The sequence below is a fragment of the Nocardioides sp. B-3 genome (assembly GCF_024703895.1).
In the GTDB taxonomy this organism is placed as follows: Bacteria; Actinomycetota; Actinomycetes; order Propionibacteriales; family Nocardioidaceae; genus Nocardioides.
On sequence record NZ_CP087968.1, the window covers coordinates 2,572,783 to 2,597,803 of the forward strand.

At 70.8% G+C, this 25,021-nt stretch carries 23 protein-coding genes and 7 pseudogenes; 19 read left to right on the forward strand and 11 right to left on the reverse strand.

Going from position 1 to position 25,021, the window contains the following annotated elements:
* Nucleotides 1-4: 4 nt before the first annotated feature.
* Together LP418_RS17145 and LP418_RS17150 are read right to left on the reverse strand one after the other, a co-directional pair.
* A complete protein-coding gene (locus LP418_RS17145; RefSeq protein ID WP_257952975.1) occupies nt 5-1,177 on the reverse strand; it encodes a hypothetical protein in 1,173 nt (390 codons plus the stop codon).
* Nucleotides 1,178-1,512: 335 nt separating this feature from the next.
* Nucleotides 1,513-1,869: a hypothetical protein gene (locus tag LP418_RS17150; RefSeq protein WP_257952976.1), complete on the reverse strand. Its 357-nt coding sequence runs from the start codon at nt 1,867-1,869 to the stop codon at nt 1,513-1,515.
* 244 nt (nt 1,870-2,113) lie between these two features.
* Here LP418_RS17150 and LP418_RS17155 point away from each other — a divergent pair, with 244 nt between their 5' ends.
* The 6 genes and pseudogenes from LP418_RS17155 to LP418_RS33710 all read left to right on the forward strand — a co-directional run bounded on the left by LP418_RS17155 (nt 2,114) and on the right by LP418_RS33710 (nt 6,378).
* Nucleotides 2,114-2,725 (forward strand): hypothetical protein, encoded by a 612-nt coding sequence (locus tag LP418_RS17155; RefSeq protein WP_257952977.1) that lies wholly within the window; start codon nt 2,114-2,116, stop codon nt 2,723-2,725.
* A complete protein-coding gene (locus LP418_RS17160; RefSeq protein ID WP_257952978.1) occupies nt 2,722-2,880 on the forward strand; it encodes a hypothetical protein in 159 nt (52 codons plus the stop codon). Before LP418_RS17155 ends, LP418_RS17160 begins: the two co-directional genes overlap by 4 nt.
* A 15-nt stretch (nt 2,881-2,895) precedes the next feature.
* Nucleotides 2,896-3,984, forward strand: a pseudogene (locus LP418_RS33700) (S-(hydroxymethyl)mycothiol dehydrogenase).
* Between the two features lie 121 nt (nt 3,985-4,105).
* Nucleotides 4,106-4,477 (forward strand): annotated as a pseudogene (locus tag LP418_RS31045) (MBL fold metallo-hydrolase); the annotation flags it as partial.
* A 404-nt stretch (nt 4,478-4,881) separates the two neighbouring features.
* Nucleotides 4,882-5,902: pseudogene (locus tag LP418_RS33705) on the forward strand (glycoside hydrolase family 3 protein).
* Nucleotides 5,899-6,378 carry a hypothetical protein gene (locus LP418_RS33710; RefSeq protein ID WP_442939935.1) on the forward strand — a complete coding sequence of 160 codons (480 nt, stop codon included), beginning with the start codon at nt 5,899-5,901 and terminating at the stop codon, nt 6,376-6,378. The pseudogene LP418_RS33705 and the gene LP418_RS33710 overlap by 4 nt, the downstream one beginning before the upstream one ends.
* On the opposite strand, the gene LP418_RS17190 is transcribed toward LP418_RS33710, so the two are convergent.
* Complete coding sequence (locus LP418_RS17190; RefSeq protein ID WP_336275743.1) at nt 6,375-6,662, reverse strand: THUMP-like domain-containing protein; 288 nt, start codon at nt 6,660-6,662, stop codon at nt 6,375-6,377. The genes LP418_RS33710 and LP418_RS17190 overlap by 4 nt on opposite strands.
* A gap of 146 nt (nt 6,663-6,808) precedes the next feature.
* Entirely contained in the window at nt 6,809-7,561 is a 753-nt protein-coding gene (locus LP418_RS17195; protein WP_257952981.1) for a class I SAM-dependent methyltransferase, read from the reverse strand.
* 62 nt (nt 7,562-7,623) lie between these two features.
* On the opposite strand from LP418_RS17195, the gene LP418_RS17200 reads away from it, so the two are divergent.
* The 6 genes and pseudogenes from LP418_RS17200 (at nt 7,624) to LP418_RS17225 (ending at nt 11,967) form a co-directional block, all read left to right on the forward strand.
* Nucleotides 7,624-7,809, forward strand: a complete 186-nt coding sequence (locus LP418_RS17200; RefSeq protein ID WP_257952982.1) for a hypothetical protein — start codon at nt 7,624-7,626, stop codon at nt 7,807-7,809.
* Nucleotides 7,806-8,210 (forward strand): hypothetical protein, encoded by a 405-nt coding sequence (locus LP418_RS17205; RefSeq protein ID WP_257952983.1) that lies wholly within the window; start codon nt 7,806-7,808, stop codon nt 8,208-8,210. Before LP418_RS17200 ends, LP418_RS17205 begins: the two co-directional genes overlap by 4 nt.
* Nucleotides 8,140-8,664 (forward strand): hypothetical protein, encoded by a 525-nt coding sequence (locus LP418_RS17210; RefSeq protein ID WP_257952984.1) that lies wholly within the window; start codon nt 8,140-8,142, stop codon nt 8,662-8,664. Before LP418_RS17205 ends, LP418_RS17210 begins: the two co-directional genes overlap by 71 nt.
* Nucleotides 8,665-8,882: 218 nt before the next feature.
* Nucleotides 8,883-9,176 carry a co-chaperone GroES gene (groES, locus tag LP418_RS17215; protein ID WP_257952985.1) on the forward strand — a complete coding sequence of 98 codons (294 nt, stop codon included), beginning with the start codon at nt 8,883-8,885 and terminating at the stop codon, nt 9,174-9,176.
* Between the two features lie 98 nt (nt 9,177-9,274).
* Nucleotides 9,275-10,899: pseudogene (gene groL / locus LP418_RS17220) on the forward strand (chaperonin GroEL).
* Between the two features lie 99 nt (nt 10,900-10,998).
* Nucleotides 10,999-11,967, forward strand: coding sequence for a hypothetical protein (locus LP418_RS17225; RefSeq protein WP_257952986.1), 969 nt, complete (start codon nt 10,999-11,001; stop codon nt 11,965-11,967).
* Here the strand turns inward: LP418_RS17225 and LP418_RS17230 are convergent.
* Together LP418_RS17230 and LP418_RS17235 are read right to left on the reverse strand one after the other, a co-directional pair.
* On the reverse strand, nt 11,883-12,524 hold the full coding sequence (locus LP418_RS17230; protein ID WP_257952987.1) for a hypothetical protein: 642 nt from the start codon (nt 12,522-12,524) through the stop codon (nt 11,883-11,885). The two genes, LP418_RS17225 and LP418_RS17230, sit on opposite strands and share 85 nt — an antisense overlap.
* A gap of 258 nt (nt 12,525-12,782) precedes the next feature.
* On the reverse strand, nt 12,783-13,442 hold the full coding sequence (locus tag LP418_RS17235; protein ID WP_257952988.1) for a hypothetical protein: 660 nt from the start codon (nt 13,440-13,442) through the stop codon (nt 12,783-12,785).
* A 172-nt stretch (nt 13,443-13,614) separates the two neighbouring features.
* Between LP418_RS17235 and LP418_RS17240 the strand changes: the two genes are divergently transcribed.
* Both LP418_RS17240 and guaB read left to right on the forward strand, forming a co-directional pair.
* Nucleotides 13,615-14,436, forward strand: a complete 822-nt coding sequence (locus LP418_RS17240) for a GNAT family N-acetyltransferase (protein ID WP_257952989.1) — start codon at nt 13,615-13,617, stop codon at nt 14,434-14,436.
* Between the two features lie 10 nt (nt 14,437-14,446).
* A pseudogene (gene guaB, locus LP418_RS17245) lies at nt 14,447-15,950 on the forward strand (IMP dehydrogenase).
* On the opposite strand, the gene LP418_RS17250 reads toward guaB, so the two are convergent.
* The 3 genes from LP418_RS17250 to LP418_RS17260 are packed head-to-tail and all read right to left on the reverse strand — an operon-like array spanning nt 15,935 to nt 18,929.
* Nucleotides 15,935-16,759: an SDR family oxidoreductase gene (locus LP418_RS17250; protein ID WP_257952990.1), complete on the reverse strand. Its 825-nt coding sequence runs from the start codon at nt 16,757-16,759 to the stop codon at nt 15,935-15,937. The pseudogene guaB and the gene LP418_RS17250 overlap by 16 nt on opposite strands.
* Complete coding sequence (locus tag LP418_RS17255; RefSeq protein WP_257952991.1) at nt 16,756-17,721, reverse strand: hypothetical protein; 966 nt, start codon at nt 17,719-17,721, stop codon at nt 16,756-16,758. Before LP418_RS17255 ends, LP418_RS17250 begins: the two co-directional genes overlap by 4 nt.
* Nucleotides 17,718-18,929 carry an AraC family transcriptional regulator gene (locus LP418_RS17260; RefSeq protein WP_257952992.1) on the reverse strand — a complete coding sequence of 404 codons (1,212 nt, stop codon included), beginning with the start codon at nt 18,927-18,929 and terminating at the stop codon, nt 17,718-17,720. Before LP418_RS17260 ends, LP418_RS17255 begins: the two co-directional genes overlap by 4 nt.
* A 42-nt stretch (nt 18,930-18,971) precedes the next feature.
* Here LP418_RS17260 and LP418_RS17265 point away from each other — a divergent pair.
* Nucleotides 18,972-20,082: pseudogene (locus LP418_RS17265) on the forward strand (GuaB3 family IMP dehydrogenase-related protein).
* 132 nt (nt 20,083-20,214) lie between these two features.
* Entirely contained in the window at nt 20,215-21,318 is a 1,104-nt protein-coding gene (locus tag LP418_RS17270) for an MFS transporter (RefSeq protein WP_257952993.1), read from the forward strand.
* On the opposite strand, the gene LP418_RS17275 is transcribed toward LP418_RS17270, so the two are convergent.
* Together LP418_RS17275 and LP418_RS17280 are read right to left on the reverse strand one after the other, a co-directional pair.
* Nucleotides 21,233-22,003 carry a hypothetical protein gene (locus LP418_RS17275; RefSeq protein ID WP_257952994.1) on the reverse strand — a complete coding sequence of 257 codons (771 nt, stop codon included), beginning with the start codon at nt 22,001-22,003 and terminating at the stop codon, nt 21,233-21,235. The genes LP418_RS17270 and LP418_RS17275 overlap by 86 nt on opposite strands.
* A gap of 224 nt (nt 22,004-22,227) precedes the next feature.
* Nucleotides 22,228-23,086, reverse strand: a pseudogene (locus tag LP418_RS17280) (pseudouridine synthase).
* A gap of 245 nt (nt 23,087-23,331) precedes the next feature.
* Between LP418_RS17280 and LP418_RS17285 the strand changes: the two are divergent.
* The 3 genes from LP418_RS17285 to LP418_RS17295 are packed head-to-tail and all read left to right on the forward strand — an operon-like array spanning nt 23,332 to nt 25,002.
* Nucleotides 23,332-23,832: an FAD-dependent oxidoreductase gene (locus LP418_RS17285; protein ID WP_257952996.1), complete on the forward strand. Its 501-nt coding sequence runs from the start codon at nt 23,332-23,334 to the stop codon at nt 23,830-23,832.
* Nucleotides 23,750-24,349 (forward strand): FAD-dependent oxidoreductase, encoded by a 600-nt coding sequence (locus LP418_RS17290; protein WP_257952997.1) that lies wholly within the window; start codon nt 23,750-23,752, stop codon nt 24,347-24,349. The genes LP418_RS17285 and LP418_RS17290 overlap by 83 nt, the downstream gene beginning before the upstream one ends.
* Nucleotides 24,247-25,002 (forward strand): glycerol-3-phosphate dehydrogenase C-terminal domain-containing protein, encoded by a 756-nt coding sequence (locus LP418_RS17295; RefSeq protein ID WP_257952998.1) that lies wholly within the window; start codon nt 24,247-24,249, stop codon nt 25,000-25,002. The genes LP418_RS17290 and LP418_RS17295 overlap by 103 nt, the downstream gene beginning before the upstream one ends.
* Nucleotides 25,003-25,021 lie beyond the last annotated feature (19 nt).

Genomic DNA, 25,021 nt, shown 5'->3' on the forward strand with positions numbered 1-25,021 from the left:
TGCGTCAGTCCAGCACGCCCGGTGCGGCCGTGTCGTCGCCGAGCCAGTCCTGCTCGTAGACCAGCGCGTCGCGCTGGGTCGAGCGGTCGTCGTCCTTCTTGTTGCCGCGCCCACCGGCCGTGGAGCCGTTGGATCCGCGGCGGAACAGGCCCTTGCCCTTGCCCTTGCCCTTTCCGGCGCCCTTCGAGCCGTTGGCTCCGGCTGCACCCGTGCGACCGGACGCCCCCGTGCCAGCACCCCTCGACGAAGAGCCCTTGGCGGCGGAGCCGGCCCCGGCCGCCCCGGCACGGCCACCAGCACCGGCGGATCGTGACGAGCCGGCCGCACCGGCGGCGCTGCGACCCGCCCCCGTCGCGGCACCGCGCGCACCGGTGGAAGCGCCCCGAGCGGAACCCGATGCGGCGCCGCGAGCAGAGCCGGCCGCGGTGGTGCCACGCGTCAACGAGCTCGAGGCACCCGCTCGACCGCCGGCACCGATGTTGCGCACGGACCCGCCTGTCGGCGCCTTGGCGCCACTGATGGCACCGCCCTTCAGCGCGCCCGCACCCAGACCGGCGCCGGCGACGCCCGCGGCGCCGCCGATCGTGCCGGAGCCCGAGCCGCCTGCGCCACCGCCGGATGACCCGCCGCCGGGATTGATGCCCGAATAGCTGGCGCCGCCGTCGGTGCCGCCCCGGACGTTGTTGGTGGGCACGTCGATCGGGTGCAGGGGCGGCGGGACCGGCGTCGTCGGGGTGGGCGTCGGTGTGGGGGTGGGAGTGGGAGTCGGCGTCGGCGTCGGCGTCGGGGTGGGCGTCGGCGTCGGCGTCGGGGTGGGCGTCGGCGTTGGAGTCGGCGTCGGGGTGGGAGTCGGCGTCGGGGTGGGAGTCGGCGTCGGCTGTCCCGGGACGTTGGGGACCTGACCCGGACCGCTGGGCACCCCCGGCGTGCTGGGGTTGGTCGGACCAGCGGGCTGCTCGGGGTCGGGCTCCCCGTGGATCTCCTTCATGGTCTGGGCAGCTTCGGCATAGTCCCGGTCCATCCGGAGCAGCGCCTGTCGGGCCTTTTCCTCGGCCGCCGCCTCAGTCGCCTCGTACTGCGTGACGTCGGTGTTGTATTTGGCCAGCGCCTCGGTCTGCTGCTCTGTGGGCTGTGCGCCGGGCAGGGGACCTTCGGGCTTGGTCGGCATCTGGTTCATGGGACCGGAGAGCTGGATCCCGTTGCGGGGTCTTGATGGCGTCCAACGCAGCGGTGTGCGCCGGGCTCAATGCCTCCGACCCCTTCTGCATGTCGATCGAATCGGTTTCGAGGTTGTCGCTGATGGTCTTGAACTTGACGACCATCGCTCGGCCTGCGTCGCCCTCGATCTCGCTGGCCAGCGTCTTCCGAGCTGGTGCGAATGCTCTCGGCGACTCCCTTGAGCAGGGTGGCGTTGTTGCTCCAGTCGGTTGCCGACGAGGCGATGGACTCTTCGTTGGCACTGGTCAGGGCGGCCTGCAACCGGTCCCGGTAGTAGCGGCTGGCCATCAGTGGTCACTCCCTGATCCCCTGGTTGGGCGTTACCGGTGGGGTGTACCGGTCGTCGTCCATGCTGTCGACTGCATGCTGTGTGCGGCGGAGCAGCGCACGCGTCACGTCCTCGGAGTTGGCGTCCGCGGACGACATCTCGTGTTCGAACGTCTCCATGGCCGCACCGGTGGCCCGGAGGGCCGAGACTGCCTCCGGGACGGAGTTGGAGAGCTTCTGGTGAGCCTTGGACGTGTGCAGGCCGAGATTCTCGGCGCTGTAGGTGCCGCCGAACCACGTCCCGCTCGGCTCGCTGAACTGGTCGCGGCCCCCCTCGAGGTAGAAGGAGTTGTCCTGAAGGATGCTGACGATGTTGTTGATCACGTCTGGCGGGACAGAGACGGACTGCAGTGTCTGCTTGACGCCTGACACGCCGCCGACATCGGACAGTAGGACCATCGTGGTGCCTCCCCTGTGGCAGTGAGTATCCGGAATGTGAGTGTGTGGGCAGCCCAAAAACGGCTGCGAACGCGCTCCTTCCCCCGTTGTGAGCGGGCTAAACACGTAATTGCAGGACCTCTAGGCTGCTGGTCAGAGTTTTCGTCACGCCCTCGGGAGGCAACGCGTCATGAACCCTTTCAACAAGTCGGTCGGCCCGGTGCTGGCCGGACTCCTTCTCTCAGGATGCTCCGAACGGGCGGACCCCGCCTCCGGCTCGTCCGACCCGGATCCGAACGCGACGCAGTCCGATTCGCCCACCCCGGGTGAGACGGCGTCGCAGACTCCTGTGGAGACAGAGACCACTCAGGCCGTCGCACCCGCAGCGGGGCCCCGGCTCTCGGTCAAGGGGCTGAGCGTCAATGCGCCCGAGGGGTGGGAGGCCAAGGCCGCCTACTCCGTCATGGCGGCGGCCGTGCCGAAGGGGTTGATCGGGACCACTGTCTACGTTTTCAGGTTTCCCAACAGCGGGTTGGTGGACTCGGATCAGCTCGCCCGGGCATCGCGCAGGGAGACGGGCTGGAAGTCCGCGCTCGAGCGACTCGACGACGTGGAGCTGGACGGCCAGCCGGCCTTCCACCCGGCGGGCAACGTCAACCCCGGGGAGTACATCGAGAAGTTCGGCGCCATCGTCAACGATGACCGCCTCACCGTGACGTTCGAGTTTCGCAACAACGAGAGCGACGAGGTCAAGGACCAGATCATCGCCAGCGTCCCGGCCACCGCCGAGTACGGCAGTTGAGTGTCAACTCGGTCACCTACGACGAGACGTACGGATCGCTGATCGGCAACATCGAGTACACCCTGTCGTTCTCGTTCACCACCGAGTACGGCACGATCAAGGAAGCCCGAGAAATCATCGAGTCGATGCTGGTCACGTGGGACTTCAACCCCTGATCCAGAGGAGCACGCATGCAGCAGGTCAAGGCCGTCGTCGCCCGCGCAAAGGGCCAGCCGGTCACCATCGAGACGATCAACATCCCCGACCCCGGTCCGGGTGAGGCGGTCGTCAAGGTCCGGGCGTGCGGGGTCTGCCACACCGACCTGCACTACCGCGAGGGCGGGATCAACGACGACTTCCCGTTCCTGCTGGGGCACGAGGCGGCCGGCGTCGTCGAGTCCGTCGGCGACGGCGTCACGGGCCTCGAGCCGGGGGACTTCGTCGTGCTCAACTGGCGTGCCGTCTGCGGCAACTGCCGTGCCTGCCACCGCGGCGAGCCGTGGTACTGCTTCGCGACGCACAACGCGACCCAGAAGATGACCCTCGAGGACGGGACCGAGCTGAGCCCCGCGCTCGGCATCGGCTCGTTCGCCGAGAAGACGCTCGTCGCCGCAGGCCAGTGCACGAAGGTCGACCCGTCCGCCCGAGCGGCGGCCGTCGGACTCCTCGGCTGCGGCGTGATGGCCGGCCTCGGTGCGGCCATCAACACCGGCAACGTGAGCCGCGGCAAGTCCGTCGCGGTGATCGGCTGCGGTGGTGTCAGGGATGGCCGCCATCGCGGGATCCGCGCTCGCGGGCGCCTCGAAGATCATCGCCGTCGACATCGACGACCAGAAGCTCGAGCTGGCCCGCGGCATGGGTGCCACCGACACCATCAACTCGAAGGACAACGACCCGGTCGCTGCGATCCAGGCGCTGACCGACGGCAACGGCGCCGACGTCGTGATCGACGCGGTCGGTCGCCCGGAGACGTGGAAGCAGGCGTTCTACGCGCGACCCGGCGGGCACCGTCGTCCTCGTCGGCGTGCCGACACCGGACATGAAGATCCCCGACATCCCGCTCATCGACGTGTTCGGCCGCGGAGGGGCGCTCAAGTCCAGCTGGTACGGCGACTGCCTCCCGTCCGGGGGACTTCCCGATGCTCGTCGACCTCTACCAGCAGGGGCGGCTCGACCTCGATGCGTTCGTCAGCGAGGAGATCGGGCTCGGCGACGTCGAGGCGGCGTTCGAGAAGATGCACCACGGCGGCGTGCTCCGCTCGGTGGTGGTGTTCCAGTGACCGCGCGGGTCGACCACGCCGTCTCCTCCGGCACGTTCTCGCTCGACGGCGAGACGCACCAGTCGAGAACAACATCTGGGTCGTCGGTGACGACAACGACTGCATCGTCATCGATGCGCCGCACTCCGTCGACGACATCCTCGCGGTGGTGGCGGGGCGCAACGTCAAGGCGATCCTGTGCACGCACGCCCACGACGACCACGTGCGCGTGGCGCCCGAGCTGCGCGTGGCGACGGGTGCGCCGATCCTGCTGCACCCCGACGACCGGCCGTTGTGGGAGCTCACGCACCCCGACGAGCTGTGGGACGTCGACCTCACCGACGGCCAGTCGATCAAGATCGGCGGCGCCGCGCTGACGATCCTGCACACGCCCGGCCACGCACCGGGTGCGGTCTGCGTCTACGTCCACGACCTCGGGTGCGTCTTCACCGGCGACACCCTCTTCCCGGGGCGGCCCGGGCGCGACCGGGCGGTCCTTCAGCGACGCGCGTGATCGAGCAGTCCATCCGGCGCAGGCTCTTCGACCTGCCCGGCGACACCGTCGTCCACACCGGCCACGGCTCCGACACCACGATCAGCGCCGAGCGGAACAACCTCGGCTGAGAGGATGGGCCGGTGCGCCGGTTCGTCCCCCTGATCGTTGCGCTGAGCCTGCTCGGCTCGGCGTGCTCCGGCGACCCGGAAGCCGACCGGCCCGCGCCCACGGACGAACCTTCGGCAACGGCCGAGGCGAGCGCACCACCGACTCCGGCCGAGGCGCTCGGGCTGGTCGAGGGCTGGGGCCCGACGACCGCCGAGCTCGAGCGCGCCGCCACGATCGTCGGACGGATGCGGCTGCCGGACCCGGCCGGGCAGGTGATCGTCGCCGAGTGGCGCGGCACCGCACCGCCGGTCGCCATGGTGCGCCGTCTCCATCTCGGCGGGGTCATCGCGTTCGCCGACAACGTCTCGTCCACCCAGCAGATCCGCGGCGTCCATGCGACGCTCGAGCGCGCCGTACGCCGAAAGTGGCCGCTGTTCCTCGCCGTCGACCGGGAGGGCGGCATCGTGGAGCGGGTCAAGGGCGACGCGACGCGCTTCCCGACGTTCATGAGCGCGGGCGCCGCGGGCGACGTGCGGCTGACCCGCAACGCAGCGCGTGCCAGCGGGGCCGAGCTGCGTGGGCTGGGCTTCGACGTGGTGTTCGCCCCAGACGCTGACGTCACCAGCGGGCCCGGCGACCCGACGATCGGCTCGCGGTCGGCAGGCTCCGACGTCGAGACCGTGATCGCCCGTGGGGGGGCCGCGGTCGAGGGCTACACCGCGGCCGCCGTCGTGCCCGTGCTCAAGCACTTCCCGGGCCACGGCTCGGTGCCGCAGGACAGCCACCTGACGCTGCCCGTGCAGCTGCGCACGCGCAAGCAGCTGACCGCGGTGGACCTCGCGCCGTTCGCCGCTGCCGTCGAGCAGGGCGTGCCCGCGATCATGGCGGGCCACATCGACGTACGCGCCATCGACCCGCGGGGTGCCGGCGTCCATGTCGAAGGCCCTTGTCACGGACGTGCTCCGCACCCAGCTGGGCTTCAACGGCCTCGTCGTCACCGACTCGCTCTCGATGGCAGGGGTGCGGGCGACGTACGACGCGGCCCGCTCGGCCGTGCAGGGCCTGCGCGCCGGCAACGACGTCCTGCTGATGCCGCCCGACCCCGCCGCCGCGCGGTCCGGGATCGTTGCCGCGGTGAAGGCCGGTCGGCTCAAGCGGAGCCGCCCGGAGCAGGCCGCGGCGCGCCAGATCGCGCTGCTCCTGCACCGGGCCGGGGGCAAGCAGGCAGGTCGCGCGCCGGGGTCCGGCCGGGCGGCGTCGCGTGCCCTGAGCGCCGCGGCGCTGACCGTGGTGGCGGGCAGCTGCCGTGGCCGGCCTCGTCGGGGAGCACGGTGACGCCGGCCGGTGACCCGGTCGCGGTCGCGAACTTCTCGGGGGCGGCTCGCGCGGCCGGCCTGACGGTGCTGACGCGGCAGGCGCCTCCCGCGTCGCTGGTCAAGGCTGAGCCGCCGCCGAAACGCAAGAAGAAGGAGAGCCGCAAGGCCTTCTCGCGCCGGACGAAGGCGTGGCGCACCCGTGAGCGGAAGCGGAGTGCCGCGCTGAACAGCTTCCCGGCAGCCGAGGACGCCCGCCTCGCTCGCGGGACCAACATCGGGTTCTCCGGCTACCGGGACGCCGCTCACGACGGCGAGATCGCGGTCGCCACGAACACGCCCTACGTGCTCGGCTCCGTGAGTGCGCCGGTGCGGATTGCGGCGTACGGCGACACACCGGGAGCCATGTCAGCCCCGGTCGACGTGCTGCTCGGGAAGGCCAAGGCCCCCGGTTCCTTGCCGGTGAAGGTCGCGGGCGTCGAGAAGACCGGTTGCTAGAAGGGTTCGACGAGCAGGGCGGTGCCGGCGCCGGCGACGCGCGTCATCACCAACGTTGCGGTGTTGTCGCCGCGCAGGTCGAGCCGCTTGCGCAGCTGCTCCGGCACGATCTCGACGCCGCGCTTCTTGATCGTCAGCGACCCGATGCTGCGCTCGCGCAGGGCCGCCTTGAGCGGCTTCTCGCAGTAGGGCACCTCCTCGGAGCACGCGGTAGGAGCGGGCGAAGGGGGTGCGGAAGGACGAGTCGCTGGTGACGTAGGCGATGTGCTCGTCGAGCAGTCCACCGTCGACCCCGGCCGCGACCGCGGTCACCGGGCCGGCGCGGATGACCGCGCCGTCGGGCTCGTAGAGGAAGGCGCCGAGCTCACGCACGGGCCGGGACTGGCCGATGAACGGGTCGTCCTCGTCGGTGATCGTGGCGAGCCCGCCGTCACCGATGACGGTGGCGCGGCGGTCGGTGGTCGCGAACACCGGCGCCCACAGCACCGCCTCCTTCACGTCGCCGGCATCGCTGACCCACTCGGCCTCCACGCCGTCGGGGATGGCGTCGTGGGGGATGCCGGGAGCCACCTTCACGACGCCACGACCGGCCAGCAGGTCGAGGACGAACGGCCACGGGGGAGTCCAGCCGTCGATGTCGAAGACCCGGCCCCGGGCGCCGCGTCGGGCCGGGTCGGCGAAGGCCGCGCCGAAGCCGTTCCGGGTCGATGCTGGTCACGTCGGCGACCCGGACGGCGCCGGGCAGGCCGAGGGCCGCCGGGTTGGCCCGGGCCGCGACGACGCGGACCGGATCGAGGTCAACGCCGGCGGCGGTGAGCCCGGCCCGCGCGAAGGCGATGAGGTCACCGCCGATGCCACAGCCCGGGTCGACCACGCTGCTCGGCTGGGCGGCGGCGAGCCGAGCCGCCCGGTGCTCGGCGACTCGCAGCCGGGTCGCCTGCTCGAGCGCGTCCGGGGTGAAGAACATGTGCGGTGCCAGCGCCCCGAACTTGGCGACCGCGCGGGTGCGCAGCTCAGCCTGCGTCAGCGCCGCGGCGGCCCGTTCGGCGTCGCGCTCCGCCTTCCGCACCTGTGTGGCCGCGCGGACGGGGTCGCCCGCCGCATCGACGTACGCCGCCATCGCCACCTCGAGCAGGTCGCGGCCGGGATCGGTCAGCAGCCATTCGAGGGTGGGGACGTCCATTGGCGCATCCTGTCAGGTGGTTGATGCGTGGCCGGCACCGACGAGATGGCAGGCTCTGCGTCGTGCGCAAGCTGATCTGGCCGCTGGCCCTCGTCCTCGTCATCGCTGCCCTCGCCGGAGGCGGGGTGTGGCTGTCCCAGCGGGGTCCTGCCGGACTGAAGCCCGGGACGCTCATCGCCGAGGCGGCCTCCGAGGCGATGGTGGGTCGCACCGCGGAGGTACGCGTCCCGTGGGGAGCCTGCAGGTGACGGTGTCGGAGCCGATCGAGCGCACGGCAGAGGGCAAGGACGCGGGCCACGGGGCAAGCCTCGTCGGCGTCCGTGGTGGCCCCTGGACGGGCCGGAAGACCTGTTGGTGGCCGACCGGCTGCCCGACGCAGCGCTGCAGGACCCGACGTTCACGCTGGTCGCGGACGACCAGGGAGTACGCGCTCGACGGCCTCACCGGCTGGGTCGAGGAGGACGGGATCGCGCAGGTTGCACGCCGTCAGTACGTCGCCCTCAAGGGTGAGCCTGCGGAGCTGAGCCTGCGCGTGGGCTACGACGGTGTGGACCAGGTCGTCGACGGTCTGACCGGAGGTGTGGATCGGGGCGCGGCGGGAGGCGCTCTACCAGCTCGGCTTCGCTGGTGGGGCCCAGCCGTGCGGTGACCCGCTGTGGAGCCCGGACGCATCGGACACCGGCGATGCAGTGACCAAGTGCGTGGTCACCTCGTCGGCGCAGCGGCCGCACGTCGCCGGGCTGGGCTGGGCACCGGAGGGCAGGAGCTGGATGGTGGTCACCGTGCTGACCGGGACCCCGACCGAGTTCGATGGCCCCGACGGCACCTATGAGGTGGCCGAGGCCGAGTCGACGTTCCTCCTTGACGCCCGGGGTCCGGAGGAGTCCTTCGCGCTCAACGACGCGCTGCCCGAGGGGGCGGTCGAGGACGCCAACGACCCGCAGGTCGCGATCTTCGAGGTGGCCCCGGATCGACCGACCGGCCAGTTCGAGGTGCGCACTGCCCTGACCGGCGAGACCAAGGTGCGCACGGGCAAGAAGGGCAAGGGGAAGCCCAGGACGAAGACGTTCGAGGCGCTCGTCGCGCAGGGCGCCTTCGTCTGAGGCACTGCTGGCACTCGACCCGGGGGAGTGCTAACGTCTGAACTGGCACTCTCGCCATGAGGGTGCCAGCGCTTGCCGAGACGTGCGACCCCAGCGACGGCGCTCATCACGGCAAGCCCAAGCGTGCGAGAAACATCCGTTTCTCGGTCCCTGTTCAGCCCAACGTTGGGCCCAGTTCGATTTGGGCTCCGTTCAATTCCGAAAGTGGAGGTCGACAAGTGTCGGTCAACATCAAGCCCCTCGAGGACCGCATCGTCGTCAAGCCGCTCGACGCCGAGCAGACCACGGCCTCCGGCCCGGTCATCCCGGACACCGCCAAGGAGAAGCCCCGGGAGGGCGAGGTCATGGCGATCGGTCCCGGTCGCGTCGACGACAACGGCAACCGCGTGCCCCTCGACGTCGCTGTCGGTGACAAGGTCATCTACAGCAAGTACGGCGGCACCGAGGTCAAGTACGCCGGTGGCGAGTACCTGATTCTCTCGGCTCGCGACGTCCTCGCAGTCGTTTCCTGATTTCTCCGGATAGTCCGTGACGGACGGACCCTCAATCCAGCTGTTCGGGGGGTCCGTTTGTCACGGACTATCTCGCTTTTCATCCCAAGGAGCATTGAATGCCCAAGATCCCGGAATTCGACGAGAACGCCCGCCGTGCCCTCGAGCGCGGCGTCGACGCCCTCGCCAACGCCGTCAAGGTGACGCTCGGCCCCAAGGGCCGCTACGTCGTCTCGGACAAGAAGTGGGGCGCCCCCACGATCACCAACGACGGTGTGACCGTCGCGCGTGAGATCGAGCTCGACGACCCCTTCGAGAACCTCGGCGCCCAGCTCACCAAGGAAGTTGCCACCAAGACGAACGACGTCGCCGGTGACGGTACGACGACCGCGACCGTGCTGGCGCAGGCGATGGTCCACGAGGGCCTGCGTGCCGTCGCGGCCGGTGCCAACCCGATGGGTCTCAAGCGGGGCATGGACGCCGCGGCCGACGCCGTCGGCGACGCTGCTGCGCGAGGCCGCTCGCGAGGTGGAGTCCAAGGAGGACATGGCGTCCGTCGCCACGATCTCCTCGCGTGACAGCCACATCGGCGAGCTGCTCGCCGAGGCCTTCGACAAGGTCGGCAAGGACGGCGTGATCACGGTCGAGGAGTCCAACACCATGGGCACCGAGCTCGAGTTCACCGAGGGCATGCAGTTCGACAAGGGCTACATCTCGGCCTACTTCGTCACCGACCCGGAGCGCATGGAGGCCGTCATCGACGACGCCTACATCCTCCTGCACCGGGGCAAGATCGGTTCGATCCAGGAGCTGCTGCCCCTGCTCGAGAAGGTCATCGCCGCCGGCAAGCCGCTCTTCATCCTCGCCGAGGACGTCGAGGGCGAGGCGCTCTCGACCCCGGTCGTGAACAAGATCCGCGGCACCTTCAACGCCGTCGCCGTCAAGGCCCCGGCCTTCGGTGACCGTCGCAAGGCGATGATGCAGGACATCGCCGTCCTCACCGGCGGCCGGTCGTCGCCCCCGAGGTCGGCCTGAAGCTCGACCGGAGTCGGTCTCGACGTGTTGGGCACCGCCCGTCGCATCGTGATCACCAAGGACAACACCACGATCATCGACGGTGCCGGCGACGCCAGCGCCGTCGAGGGCCGCGTCAACCAGATCAAGGCCGAGATCGAGTCCTCCGACTCCGACTGGGACCGCGAGAAGCTCCAGGGAGCGCCTCGCCAAGCTCGCCGGCGGTGTCTGCGTGATCAAGGTCGGCGCCGCCACCGAGGTGGAGCTGAAGGAGAAGAAGCACCGCATCGAGGACGCCGTCTCCGCGACGCGTGCCGCGATCGAGGAGGGCATCGTCGCCGGTGGCGGCTCGGCCCTCATCCACGCGGTCTCCGTGCTCGAGGACGACCTCGGCCTCACCGGTGACGAGGCCATCGGCGTGCGCATCGTGCGCAAGTCCGCCGATGAGCCGCTGCGCTGGATCGCCGAGAACGGTGGCGTCAACGGCTATGTCGTGACCACCAAGGTCCGCGAGGGTGGCGTCGGCTTCGGCTACAACGCCGCCACCGAGGAGTACGGCGACTCGGTGGCCCGGGGCGTCCTCGACCCGGTCAAGGTCACCCGCTCCGCGCTGGTCAACGCCACCTCGATCGCGGGCATGCTGCTCACGACCGAGACGCTGATCGTCGAGAAGCCCGAGGAAGAGGCCCCCGCCGCTGCCGGCGGCCACGGCCACGGTCACGGTCACTGACCGACAGGTTCATCGAGGGGCCGGTTCCACCGCGAGGTGGGGCCGGCCCTTCGCCGTACCCGAGGACAACGGACGGGTGACCTCGCGCGTCCTACCGTCATGAGAACCGTGGTCGTCGCGGCCTGCCCGGCCGCCCTGCTCGGCTGCTCCGGCCCGCCTGAGGCGGTGCCCGAACCGACACCCGAGCCGAGGGTCGTGGTCACAGCCACGGCGTCTCCCGAGGAGCCGCTCCCGACCTCCCGGCCTCCGCGCACCGCAGTGGTGGCGGGTCACACGCTGACCTACCCGGACGGCCGGACGGTGCGACTGCCTCGCGACCGGGGAGTCACCGGCATCGCGGCGTACGGCGACGGCTACCTCGTCGCCGACAACCGCTTCTTCGAAGGCACGCTCGCGATGTCTCGTCTCGACTCCGCGGGCAGGGTCCTCGACACTGGACCAGCACCGGGCCGGCGCTCGTGGCGCCGGACGGCCGTGGCCCGGGTCAGCCCGGTCGCGCCCGAATCGGGGGAGACCGGCCCGACCCTCATCCACGTGGGCGAGCGGACGCAGGAACTGTCAGGCATCTTCTCGCCATACCTCCCGGGCTTCGACGGGGAGACGGTCACTTTCGTGGCCCACGCCAACGTCCACGGACGATGGATCACAGCTGACTATGCGACCGACCTCGTCGACCCACCGCGACGGACCGGCACGTCCCCGCGGCTCGCGAGGTACCACAGTCCGAGCGGGGAGAACTGGTACGGCTATCGACGACGGTCGCTGCGGCTGGTGACGCCCGACGGCTTCATGGAGATCAGGGCCGGCCGGCTCGTGCGCACCATGGGGGGCCTGTTCTGGGAGGACGACCGACACCTGCTCGGCACCTACGTGCGCGACGGACGGATGGCGATCGCCCGGATCGACATGCGCGGCAGGATCTCGATCGCCAGCCCCCTGGCGCCGCAAGGACATCGACGGGTTCGCGTTCCCCGGGCTGAGGTCTACGAGATGACGGGCACGAAGCTGTCGAACGGCTCGTTGCAGTCGATCCGGAACTGGGGCCGCTCGATGTCGACGTGGAGATAGACGCGGTAGGAGCGGCAGGCGATGGCGACGAGACGGTAGTCCTCGAGCAGCTCGCCGCGGATCTCGTCGGTGCCCGCCTCCGACCACTCGTCGAGGCGGGTGACCTGCACAACCCGAGTCGGCGCCCGGGGTGAGTCCAGCACTGCCTCGAGGCCGTCAAGGTCCGGGTCGAGCGTCCGCATGGGCAGCGACCACAGGTGTTCGTACGGCGAAGGCAGCCCGCTCGCCCATTGGACGTCCGCTCGCCCGCCGTACACGAGAAGGGTGTCGCCGGGCTCGGCGACAGCCACGATGGCGCGGCCGGTGAGGTATTCCGTCGGCAGGTAGGTGTCGATCGTGCGCTCCCACTCGACGACGGACAGCACCGCGCTCAGCACGGTGAAGCCCACCAGCGCGCGGGTGGTCAGGCCGACCCAGTGCCGCCAGTGCCGGCTCAACAGCTGCTCGTCGATGATGAGCAGTCCCGTGCACAGCACGATGGGCGCGATCGGCACGAGGAGGTAGGTGCGCCAGTAGCTGCCGCTGAGGAACACGCCGGCCGTGTCGACGACGAGCATGGCGACGACCGCGAGGGTCGGAGCCGTCGCGCGAGCGCAGCAGCCGGGGGAGGCGGAGGGCGAACCAGAGCGCCAGTGCCGCCGGGCCGGAGACGAGGGTGATGAGGAGCAGCGTGTGGATCCGGGCGTCGATGGTGCTCGAGGGCTGGGAAGCCGGGACCTCACTGGCGTCGAGGCGGAAGCCGAGGGTGACGTAGGCCAGCGTCGAGAGCCGTACGCCCGCGGCCGGGCACCACACGATCGTCGCCAGCACGGGAATCAGGGCACCGGCGATGGCCGCGGTCGCGAGCCGGCCGAAGTCGCGGCGGTCCAGGGCGCGAGGTCGCCAGCGCCGCCACCAGCAGGACGCCGCCGAAGACCCGGGCCGCCGAACAGGTTCTGCTTGAGCCCGATCGCGAGCGTGGCCAGCGCACCGGCGGCGGCCGCCTGCCCGCCGGAGCGGCGGACCGGGGCGGTGGTGGCGAACCAGCACGACGCCATCACCACTGGAAGGCCGAGTATCTCGCCCTTCGCGGCGACGGAGTCGATCGCGGCGTGCGAGGTCAGGGCGGCGGTCGCGACGGCGACCCACGCGCCGATCCGATCGGCGTCGCGTGCCCCGGCGTACTCACCGAGACGTCGCGCCGTGCCCGCGGCGGCGAGGACGAACAGGGCTGCCGCGAGGGCGGCGATGACGCGGATGAAGTAGGGCCCGCCGATCCAGTCGCTGAGCTTGAAGAGCGCGATGATCGGCGGCGGCCGGTCCACCCAGTAGGTGCCGAACATGCTGTCCGGCTCGGGGTGCCACCCGCGGGCCACCAGCAGGAAACCGGCCTCATCGGGACGCAGCGGCCACTGGAGCGAGGGGATCCGGCCCAGCACGGCCGCGACCATCGCCATCGCGACCACGACGCGAGGGGTCGGTCGAGGCAGCGGCACCGGGCCATTGTGCAGGTTGGGGCCGGGAGGTTTTCGCGGGCGAAACATCCGCGGACCCGGTTGGCAACATCGTCGGTGGAGAGTGGTCGCATGTTGTGGAGAGTGCGAACGACCATGCCGGACCGACCGGGCGCCCCGGCGACCCCGGGCGCAGGAGTGCGGTGCCGCGGGCGTGAACATCCCGGCGATGCAGGTGTTCCCGGGCGTGGAAGCGGTGACCGACGAGCTGGTGCTGGAGGTGCCCTCCTCCCGGGACCCGTCGGACGTGGCGGCTCTCGTGGAACGGGCCGGTGCGCGCGCCGTCGTCTCGCACCCGTGCACGGAGCAGGCCCCGGTCGACCAGCCCTCACGCTACGTCGAGGCGGCGCGCACGATCCTCGGCCAGCCGGCCCGCTTCCCGGAGGTGGTGGCGGCGCTGTTCGATGCGGAGGCGGAGACCGGCGTGGGCCCTGCCGAGCACGACTCGATGGAGATGACCGTCGGCGATGTCTCGGTGCAGATCCACCGCGAGGCGCCGTTCACCGCGACCGAGCACGCGCGCGGCACGACGATGGCCGGGCTGGTCAGCGACGTGCTGGCGCGCGGCAAGGAGATGTTCGCAACTCCCGGTCCGGGTCGGCGTCTGGGCACCGGCACGGTTCCCGACTACGTCGCCACCAGTCACGGGGTCACGGCAGAGGTGGAGGGTACGGCGGTCGCGCGGGCCGTGCTCGCCGATCACGCTGCTCCCGGGTGCCGTCGACTGGTGCTCGAGGTCGATCCCGCGTGGCGGCGACGCGGCATCGGGTCGCGGCTGCTGCTCGAGGCGGCGCGGGCCGCCGCCCGCCCGGGCGACGAGGAGCTGGTGCTGGTGACCAGCGCCGACAACCGAGCCGTGCTGCCGATGGTGCTGGGGTCGGGGCTGCGCGGCCGGATCCGGATGTCGGGCGACGAGCTCAGCGTCCGCGTCCCGCTGCGAGACACTGGAAGTCACGCGTCACTGAGTGGCCGTTAGACTCTGGGGGGTGGAGATCCCCGAGAAGTTTGCCGCGCTGGGCCTCACCTACGACGACGTCCTGCTGCTGCCGGGTGAGTCCGACTCGGCGCCCGCCGACATCGACACGACCTCGCGCCTGACCCGCGAGATCTCGCTCAAGGTTCCGCTCATCAGCGCGGCCATGGACACCGTCACCGAGTCGCGGATGGCGATCGCGATGGCCCGTGAGGGCGGCATCGGCGTGCTCCACCGCAACCTCTCGATCGAGGACCGGGCCTACCAGGTCGACCTCGTCAAGCGCACCCAGACCGGGATCATCTCCAACCCGGTCACCATCGGGCCCGACGCGACGCTCGAGGAGCTCGACCGCATCTGTGGGGAGTACCGCGTCTCCGGCCTGCCGGTCGTGGATGTCGACAACCGTCTGCTCGGCATCATCACCAACCGCGACCTCCGCTTCACCCCGGTCGCCGAGTGGGCGACGACGAAGGTCAACGAGGTGATGACGTCCGAGGGCCTGATCACCGGCCCGGTCGGCGTCTCCCGCGATGACGCGACGGCCCTGCTGCGCGCACACAAGCGCGAGCGGCTCCCGCTGATCGACGCCGACGGTCGTCTCGGCGGACTGATCACGGTCAAGGACTTCGTGAAGTCCGAGCAGTTCCCCCACGCTTCCAAGGACGGCGACGGGCGGCTGCTCGTCGGTGCCGCGATCGGCTACTTCGGTGACGCTCGGGAGCGGGCCACGACCCCCGGTCGAGGCGGGCGTCGACGTACTCGTCGCTGACACCGCCCACGGCCACGTGCACCTCCTGCTCGACATGGTGCGCCGCCTCAAGTCCGACCCCGCGACCAAGCACGTCCGGGTCATCGGCGGCAACGTCGCCACCCGCGAGGGCGCCCGGGCGTTCGTCGATGCCGGTGCCGACGCGGTCAAGGTCGGCGTCGGGCCGGGCTCGATCTGCACCACCCGCGTGGTCACCGGTGTCGGCGTCCCGCAGGTCACCGCGATCTACGAGGCCTCTCTGGCCTGCAAGCCGGCCGGCGTGCCGGTCATCGCCGACGGCGGCATGAAGCACTCCGGCGAGATCGCCAAGGCGATCGTCGCCGGCGCCGACTCCGTGATGCTCGGCTCGCTGCTCGCCGGCTGCGAGGAGTCTCCCGGCGACCCGGTCTTCGTCAACGGCAAGCAGTTCAAGTCCTACCGCGGGATGGGCTCACTCGGTGCGATGTCGAGCCGCGGCAAGAAGTCCTACTCCAAGGACCGCTACTTCCGGGCCGAGGTCGCCAGCGACGACAAGATCGTGCCCGAGGGCATCGAGGGCCGTGTCGCCTACCGCGGTCCGCTAGGCGCCGTCGCCCACCAGCTGATCGGTGGTCTCAACCAGTCGATGTTCTACACCGGCTCGCGGACCGTGTCGGAGCTGCAGGAGCGTGGCCGGTTCGTCCGGATCACGTCGGCCTCCCTCAAGGAGAGCCACCCGCACGGCGTGCAGATGACGGTCGAGGCGCCCAACTACTCCGGAGCCTGAGCCTTCAGCAGCTTGCGCTGAACACGCGCGCCCTGCTTGATGACGAGTGGCACGGCGGCCAGCCCGAAGGCGGGTACGGCGTCGCCGACCCCGGCGACGATCCCGCGCCATCCGGGCACCGCGGTCACGAGACGCGGCTTGTCGAGCACCTTGCGGACCGCGTCGACGACCTCCTCGGGCTGCAGCAGCTTGCCGGAGAAGGACAGGGCCGAGCCCGGGTCGTCGAGCTTGTCGAAGAGCATCGGTGTCCAGATGCCGTCGGGGCAGATGCACGAGATGTCGATGTTCTTGGTCCCGGCCGCGCGCAGGTCGGCCATCGTGCTCAGGCTGAAGCCGATGGCGGCGTGCTTGGACGCGGCGTAGACCGCCTCACCTGCCACGGCCGTGAGACCGGCGAGCGACACGATGTTGACGACGTGACCGCCGCTGTCCCGCATGGCCCCGATCGCGGCGACGGTGCCGTTGATGGTGCCGAGGGCGTTGACCTCGAGCATCAACCGGCGGGCCGCCTCGTCCTGCTCCCATGCCGGGCCGGTGATCAGGATGCCGGCGTTGTTGACCCAGACGTCGAGCCGACCGGTGCGCTCGACGATGTCGTCGCGCGCGGCCTCGACCCGGCCGTGGTCGCGGACGTCCACGACACGGGCAAAGGCCCGGTCGCCCAGCTCGGCCGCTGTTGCGGTGGCGGCTGCCTCGTCGACGTCGGTGACCGGGACGGAGTGGCCGCGTTCGACGAGCAGGCGGGCGATCTCCTTGCCCGGGCCTCGCCCGGCTCCGGTGACGACCGCGCCGGCGGGAGAGCCGCTCACCGCAGCCCGGCCCGGATCTCGCCGTACGAGATGCCGCCGTGGCAGAAGGTCGGCACGACCGGCCAGAACCGCTTCCACGGGACCAGCTCGGTCGAGGGGAGGATCTGCAACCAGCGCGGGTCTGCCCGGCAGGGGTCGGCCATCGTCTTCTCCTTGATCATGGAGTCGTACTGGTCGAGCGAGTCCTCGAGCGTGTTGGCGTTGGGACAGATCTCGCGGCCGAGCTGCTCGTGGTACTTCCGCACGCCGGGGATCTTCGAGAGCTCGGGCTGCCAGTTGTCCAGCGAGATGCCGTTCTCCGACGACACCCACACGCCGTCGGGGGTGTTGAGCACCAGCGAGTGGTTGCCGTCGGTGTGCCCCGGCGTCCACAGCAGCGCGATGCCGGGACCGAGCTCGATGTCGCCGTCGAAGGTCGCGAACTTCGACGGGTCCACGCCCCCGAGCCCGCCGTCGACGTACCACGCCCACTGCATCGGGTGCAGCGACCTCAAGGTGGCGAGCTCGCGGCTGTGCACCAGCATCTTCGCGTCGCCGAACAGCGGCTGGCGCGGCTCGCTCTCACCCTCGATGACCTCGGTCGAGCCGAGGATCATCCGCGGGTCCTGCACGTGCAGGTGGTCGAAGGTGCAGAAGTCGATGTCCTCGGGGCGCAGGCCGAGCTGGTCGAGCACGTCGCCGGGCTCGTTGTAGTACTTCAGCATCACCGTCTCGGCGACCTTCGTGGCGCCGGGGACCTTGGCCATCAGCGCCTGCAGGTTGGCGTAGAACGGCGCCTCGGCCGAGCCTGCGGGCACGGTGGGCTCGAAGACCAGCGTGCGTGCGCGACCGTCGAAGTCGTCGTACTGCACCACGATCATCCGGTTGATCATCGAGATGAGCGGCAGCGTCGGCACCGAGACGGCGTCGTGGAAGGCGTAGTGGACCGGATAGGGCGCCGCGGCGATGTCGACCGACTTCACCGCGCGGATCTGGCCCCCGGGCCTTGAAGCGCACCTTGTACGCCGCTGCGGCCTCGCGCACGGCCCGGAGCCGGTCCCCGCGCGGCCACACGTCGTGGACGCCGTCGAATCTGGGGATCGCTCGGGCGCCGATGTCGGACAGGGAGTTGGTCAGCGTCATGGCGACAAGGGTGCGACGCGCACCCCGGAAAGACTTGTCTCAGCGCGACAATCTGAGCTGGCGGGGACTGACGCCGTGCCAGCGGCGCACCGCGTGGGCCGGGGGTCGACTGCTCGGTGAAGCCGAGGAGGGCCGCGACCCGGCTGAGCGGGAGGTCGGTGGTCGTGATGAGGCGGTGGGCGGCGTCGCGGCGGACGGAGTCGAGGGTCGCCTCGAAGGAGGTGCCCTCGGCAGCCGGGCGTCGCTGGAGGGTGCGCGGGTGCAGGGAGAACAGCCTCGCGACGTGCGCCGGGCTCGGCGTGCGCAGGCCCGGGCTCTCCGCCAGCGCGCGGCGGACCCGGACGGCGACGCGCGAGGTCGGCTCGGGGTAGTGGCGTGCGAGGTAGTCGAGTGCCACCTCACGGATCGTGTCGTCGGCGCCGGCGAATCGCGCGTCGAGCACGCGCCGCTCGATCCGCAGCGCGGCGGTGGGCGCGCCGAACCTGACGTCGACGCCGAAGAAGTCGGTGTAGCGACGGATCGGGGAGAGCGGCTGGTGCGGGAACTCCACGGACCTGAGCCCGGTGATCCCGTCCATCATCTGGTCGGCCACGTGGTGGAACAGCCCGAGACCCAGCTCCATCGCCTGCGGCGAGTAGGGCGACTCCGGGAGGTCCTTGCGATAGGTCAGCGCGACCACACCGCGGGCCCCGCGCGGATCCGGCTCGAGGCCCACGGTCAGCGCCGGGCTGTGCACGAACATGAACCGCGAGGCGCACTGGACCGCGTCGGCCACCGTCGGCGACGACTCGATCGCGAGGGCGAGCGGCCCGAGGATGGTGAGGTCCCGGGACCCGGCCAGCCGCAGGCCGAGGTCGCGGCAGCCGAGGTCCACCGCAGCGGCATCGAGCATCAGGTCGTGCTCGGTGATGCCGATCAGGCCGTCGTCGGAGTCCGGGGCGTCGGCCGGGAGGTGGAACCCGGCGAGGAACGCTGCGGGGTCGCCTCCCAGCTCGCGGACCAGCGGAGCGAAGCCGCGCAGGCTCGCGGTCCGGATCATCGGCCCCATGCCACACACGATAGGTGCCTCTTCTGCCGATAGGCTGCCGCAGTGACTGAGATCGAGATCGGCCGAGCCAAGCGCGCCCGTCGCGCCTACTCCTTCGACGACATCGCGATCGTGCCCTCGCGGCGCACCCGCGATCCCGAAGAGGTCAGCACCGCCTCGGCAGATCGACGCCTACCGCTTCGAGCTCCCGGTCATGGCCGCGCCCATGGACTCGGTGATGTCGCCCGCGACCGCGATCGCCTTCGGCAAGCTGGGCGGCCCTGGGCGTCCTCAACCTCGAGGGCCTCTGGACGCGCTACGACGACCCGTCGGGCCTGCTGGAGGAAGTCGCCGGACTGCGGGGCAGCGACGCCACCCGCCGGATGCAGGAGATCTACACCGAGCCGATCAGGGCCGAGCTGATCACCGCCCGGCTCCAGCAGATGCGCGAGGCCGGCGTCACGGTGGCGGGGTCGCTCTCGCCCCAGCGCACCAAGGAGTTCGCCAAGGCGGTCGTGGATGCCGGGGTCGACATGTTCGTCATCCGCGGCACCACGGTCAGCGCCGAGCACGTCTCCTCGCAGGTCGAGCCGCTGAACCTCAAGGAGTTCATCTACGAGCTCGACGTGCCGGTGATCGTCGGCGGCTGCGCGACCTACCGGGCGTCGCTGCACCTCATGCGCACCGGCGCTGCCGGGGTGCTCGTCGGTTTCGGCGGGGGAGCGGCTCACACGACGAGGACGGTGCTGGGCGTCGCCGTACCCATGGCATCCGCGGTCGCGGACGTGGCTGCCGCTCGTCGTGACTACCTCGACGAGTCGGGCGGTCGCTACGTCCACGTCATCGCCGACGGCTCGATCGGCCGCTCGGGCGACATCGCGAAGGCCGTCGCGTGCGGCGCCGACGCGGTGATGGTCGGCTCACCGCTGGCACGCGCGACCGACGCGCCCGGTCACGGCTTCCACTGGGGCGGCGAGGCCCACCACCCCCGACCTGCCGCGCGGCGAGCGCGTCGAGTTCGGCCGGGTCGGCACGATGGCCGAGATCCTCTTCGGCCCCTCGCGCGTCGCCGACGGCACGATGAACCTGATCGGTGCGCTGCGTCGCTCGATGGCCACGACGGGCTACACGGAGCTCAAGGAGTTCCAGCGTCGTCGAGGTCGTCATCGGTTGAATGACGCCCGCCTGCTGACCCGGCCCTTCCTGCTGCTCGGCGTGGCAGAACTGGCCTACTTCGCGGCGGTCGGCGTCGCCGTACACACCCTGCCCCTCTACACGACCGGTCCGGTCGGCTCCGACGAAGCGGGTGCCGGGCTGGCGTTCGGCGCGTTCCGGTGTGACGGCGCTGCTGTGCCGGCCGTACGTCGGGCGGCTGTCCGACAGTCGCGGCCGGATCCCGCTCATGATCTTCGGGGCGGTGCTCGCCGGCGTCGGCATGCTGCTGATCCCGTTCGTCTCTTCGCTGGAGGCGCTGGTCGCAATCCGGTTGCTGCAGGGAGTCGCGGAGGCCGCGTTCTTCGTCGCCTCCTTCGCACTGCTGGCCGACATCGCGCCACCGGAGCGGATGGGCGAGGCGATCTCCTACAACTCACTCGGCTTCTACCTCGGCCTCGCGCTCGGCCCGCCGCTGGGCGAGGCACTCCTCTCCCACTGGTCGTACGGCGCCGCGTGGACCGGCGCCGCCATGCTCTGTGCGGTCACCGTCGGCCTGACGTTGCTGATCGTCGAGCCGCCGCGGGACCGCTCGATCGTCGGGCACGGGAAGCTGATCCACCGCCCGGGGATCCCTGCCTCGCTCGGCTTCTTCTCCTCGCTCGTGGCCGTCGGTGGCTTCCTCGCGTTCGCGTCGTTGCACAGTGCCGAGGTGGGGATGTCGAACACGTCGCTGGCACTGCTGGTCTACGGGCTGGTCGTGGTGGTGTGCCGGATCCTCTTCGCGCGGGTGCCGGACCGGGTGCCGTCGTTGCCGCTGGGCGCGGCGGCCTTGGTCGCGATGGCGCTCGGGCTGACCGTGATGGCGCTCTGGCTCACCCCGGCCGGACTGATGGTCGGCGTCGTGGTGACCGCGGTCGGCGTGACCTTCTCGGCGCCGGCCTTCTTCTCCGCCATCTTTGCCACCGCCACACCGTCCGAGCGCGGCGCGGCTGCCGGCACGGCCTCGGCCTTCATCGACTCCGGGCCCGGGGTTCGGGCCGATCTGCCCGGGTCTCGTGGCTCGGTCGAACGGGATCCCGGCCGCGTTCCTTGCCGGTGCTGGCTTCGCCGTACTCGGTGCTGTGTGGGTGGGCTGGCTCAGCACCCGGCGTGCGGCCGTGGCGGCGTGATCACAGGACCTCGGCGCGCAACCGTCCGGCGAGGGCGACCGCGGCATCGATCTCGGCCTTGCGGATCGAGACGCTCTCGACGCTGAACCCGAACGGGACCCCGAGCGAGCGGCAGAATCCCGCCGGGTCCCCGGCCGTTGCCGGAGCAGTGTTCCGAGGACGCCTCGAGGGTGTCGTCGCTGTGGCGGAGCGCGTTCTCCATCCACCGCGGGACGTCGACTCCCAGCCAGCGCAGGAACTCCAGCGTCTTGAGTGATCCGCAGACCGAGAGCGTGAAGATGATCGGCGCCGGCTCGGTCCCGCGGTCACGGCACGCGTAGTAGTAGTCGGAGACCGGGTTGCAGGGCCGCCTGTGCGTCGTAGACGACCTGCGTGATGAAGAAGGAACAGCCGCGCTCCGCCTTGGCGAGCAGCCGGGCGTGCTCCTCTGCTCCGGCGGAGTGGCGCTCGGGGATCGCGACGCCGCCCGGGAGCACCTCCGGCCTCGCCAGGGCTCCGCAGCTCCCGGGCCCGGGTGAGGGTCGTCTCCACCGGCATGTCGCGCGAGGCCGCACCCACGAAGACCGTGGACACGCGCTCCGGATCCCGGTCGCGCAGCCAGCTCTCGAGCTGGGGCTGGGTGTACTTGCCGACGCAGCGATAGACGATGACCGATCTCTCCCGGGCACCGAGGTGGGTCGCGAGGAAGTCGGCTGGATCGATCGTCGGGAGATAGGGGAACGGGCGGTCCCGGTCGGTCCGGTCGCTCTCGTCGACGATGTCGTAGAGCAACAGCCCGTCCGGGTCGAGCCCGCGCAGGCGTTCGATGGTGAGGTCCGCGATCCGCTGTGCGTCCTCGGGACCGACGGACCGTCGTGGCGGGGTGAGGCCGAAGAGCAGGAAGCCGCTTTCACGGCGGGCGAGTCGGGCGGCCGGTGAGCGGGCACGGCGGCAGCCTATGGGCGGTTGACCAAAGGCCTTCCGACGGGGGACGGAGCTACCGAACAGTCAGGGGGTCAGTCGGCACCCGGGACCCCCGCACGGTTCGGTAGCTCGGCGGCGATCGGCATGCTCCGGTTGCTCACAAACCGACGCTTGGTCCCGTCGACCGGGTCGGTGAACGCGAGCTCGCTCGCCAGCAGCTGGAGTGGCCGGGAGAAGTCGTCGATGTCGGTCTCGCGTACGGCGGGATAGAGCGGATCGTTCACGATCGGGATGCCGAGCCCGTTCAGGTGGAGCCGCAGCTGGTGGGTGCGCCCGGTGCGAGGCGTGAGTCGGTAGACCGCGAGATCGGAGCCCACCCGCGACTCGACCTCGATCAGCGTCTCCGCGTTGACCGGAGCACCCGGGACGACCGCGGCCTGCCACTCGCCACGCGTCTTGTGGATGTGGTTGCGGACGGTCAGAGGGAAGGAGAGGTCTGATCGGAACGGCGCGAGCGCGCGGTAGGTCTTGCGCACGGTCCCGTGCTCGAACATCACCCGGTAGGGCCCACGCCACTCCCGCGAGACGGCGAGCAGCAGCAAGCCCGACGTGATCCGGTCGAGGCGATGCAGCGTCGAGAGCTCGGGCAGCCCCAGCGAGTCCCGCAGCCTGACCACCACGCTCTGCCGGACGTGCTGGCCGCGCGGGATGGTGGAGAGGAAGGGCGGTTTGTCGACCACGATGATGCGCTCGTCGCGGTGCACGACGTCCAGCGAGCCGGGCACCGGCTCTTCAAAGCGCAGGTCACGGTGGAACCACACGAAGGTGTGGTGGACGAACGGGTCGTCGGCGAGGACCGGGCGGCCGTCGCCGTACACAGAAGCGGCCGGAGGCCGGGAAGGCCGCGACGTCGAGGTGGCCGGGGAGCTTGTGCCGCAGCCACGCACCCATGGTGGTCCGGGGCGCCGACGGCTCAGCCACCCGGTCCGGAGTCCGCACCCGGGCCGCGCTGAGGCCGTGACGCGCGGGCAGCGGGGAACGAGGGGGCACGGGGCAACCCTGACAGGATGAGGGCGTGACCTACCAACTCAGTCCGGACCACCGCACCACCGCGATCTCGTCGATGATGACCTCCGAGCTCGACGTGCTGGTCGTCGGCGGCGGCATCGTCGGCGCGGGTGCCGCCCCGGGACGCCGTGACCCGCGGGCTGAGCGTCGGACTGCTCGAGCAGCGCGACCTCGCCTCGGGCACGTCGTCGCGCAGCTCCAAGCTGGTGCACGGTGGGCTTCGCTACCTCGAGATGTTCGACTTCGCGCTGGTCAAGGAGGCGCTCGAGGAGCGTGGGCTGCTGCTGACCCAGCTCGCGCCACACCCGGTGCGCCCGGTGCCCTTCCTCTACCCGCTCACCAAGGCGTGGGAGCGGCCCTACGTCGGCGCGGGCGTCGCCCTCTACGACGGTATGGCGATGACCGGCAAGTACGACATGGGTGTGCCCAAGCACAAGCACATCTTCCGCAAGGAGCTCGCCCGGATCGCACCGGACATGAAGACCGACGAGCTGCACGGCGCGATCCGCTACTACGACTGCCGGGTCGACGACGCCCGCCCGGGTCATGACGATCGCCCGCACCGCCGCCAACAACGGTGCCCAGATCGCGACGCGCTGCAAGGTCACAGGCTTCCTGCGCGACGGTGAGCGCGTGGTCAGTGCGACGGCGCTCGACCCGGAGAACGACGTCGAGTTCGAGGTCCGCGCCAAGGTCGTCATCAACGCTGCCGGCGTGTGGACCGACGAGGTCCAGGGCGCTGATCGGCGGCGACGCGACCCTCGACGTCGACGCCAGCAAGGGCGTCCACCCGGTCGTCCCGAAGGACCGGATCCGCTCCGACTGCGGCTTCATCACCAAGACCGAGAAGTCGGTGCTCTTCGTCATCCCGTGGGGCGCCTTCTGGATCATCGGCACCACCGACACTCCACAGGGACCTCGATCTCGCGCACCCGTCGGCCAGCAAGACCGACATCGACTACGTCCTGCGCCACGTCAACGCGCTGCTCAAGGACCCGCTCGACCACCGCGACGTCGTCGGCGTCTATGCCGGCCTGCGCCCGTTGCTCAAGCCGGTCGTCAAGCGCCCCAAGGGCGACCTCGGCGAGACGACCAAGCTCTCGCGCGAGCACACCGTCGCCAACCCGGTCCCGGGCCTCGTGCTGATCGCCGGCGGCAAGCTCACGACCTACCGCGTGATGGCCAAGGACGCCGTCGACCACGCACTGCGTCCACAGGGAGGGGGCGACTTCGCGGTCGCGCCGCCCAGCATCACCGAGCGGGTGCCGTTGCTGGGCGCGTGGGGCTACGAGGCGCGCACCAACCAGCGCGTCGCCCTGTCCCGCGAGTCGGGCATCGAGATCGGCATGATCGACCACCTGTTGGGCCGGTACGGCGGTCTCATCGACGAGGTCCTCGACCTGATCCGCGCCCGACCCGAGCTGGCCGAGCCGCTCCCGGGGGCCCCGCTCTACCTCGCCGCCGAGGTCGTCTACGCCGTCTCGCACGAAGGTGCGCGCCACCTCGATGACGTGCTCACGCGGCGTACGCGCATCTCGATCGAGACCTTCGACCGGGGCATCGCCTGCGCCGGGCAGGCGGCCGACCTGATGGCAGGCGAGCTCGAGTGGACCGTCGAGCGGGCCGACGAGGAGGTCGACCACTACCTGCGACGCGTCGAGGCCGAGCGGCAGTCCCAGCTCAAGATCACCGACCGGGGAGGCCGACGAGGCCCGGGTGAAGGCTCCCGACATCGTCTGACGCCGTTTTACAAAGGTTCTCCTCATGTCGAATGGCGGGACAATGTGACTGACGGGTAGCAAGGCGTCCGAGGGCGGC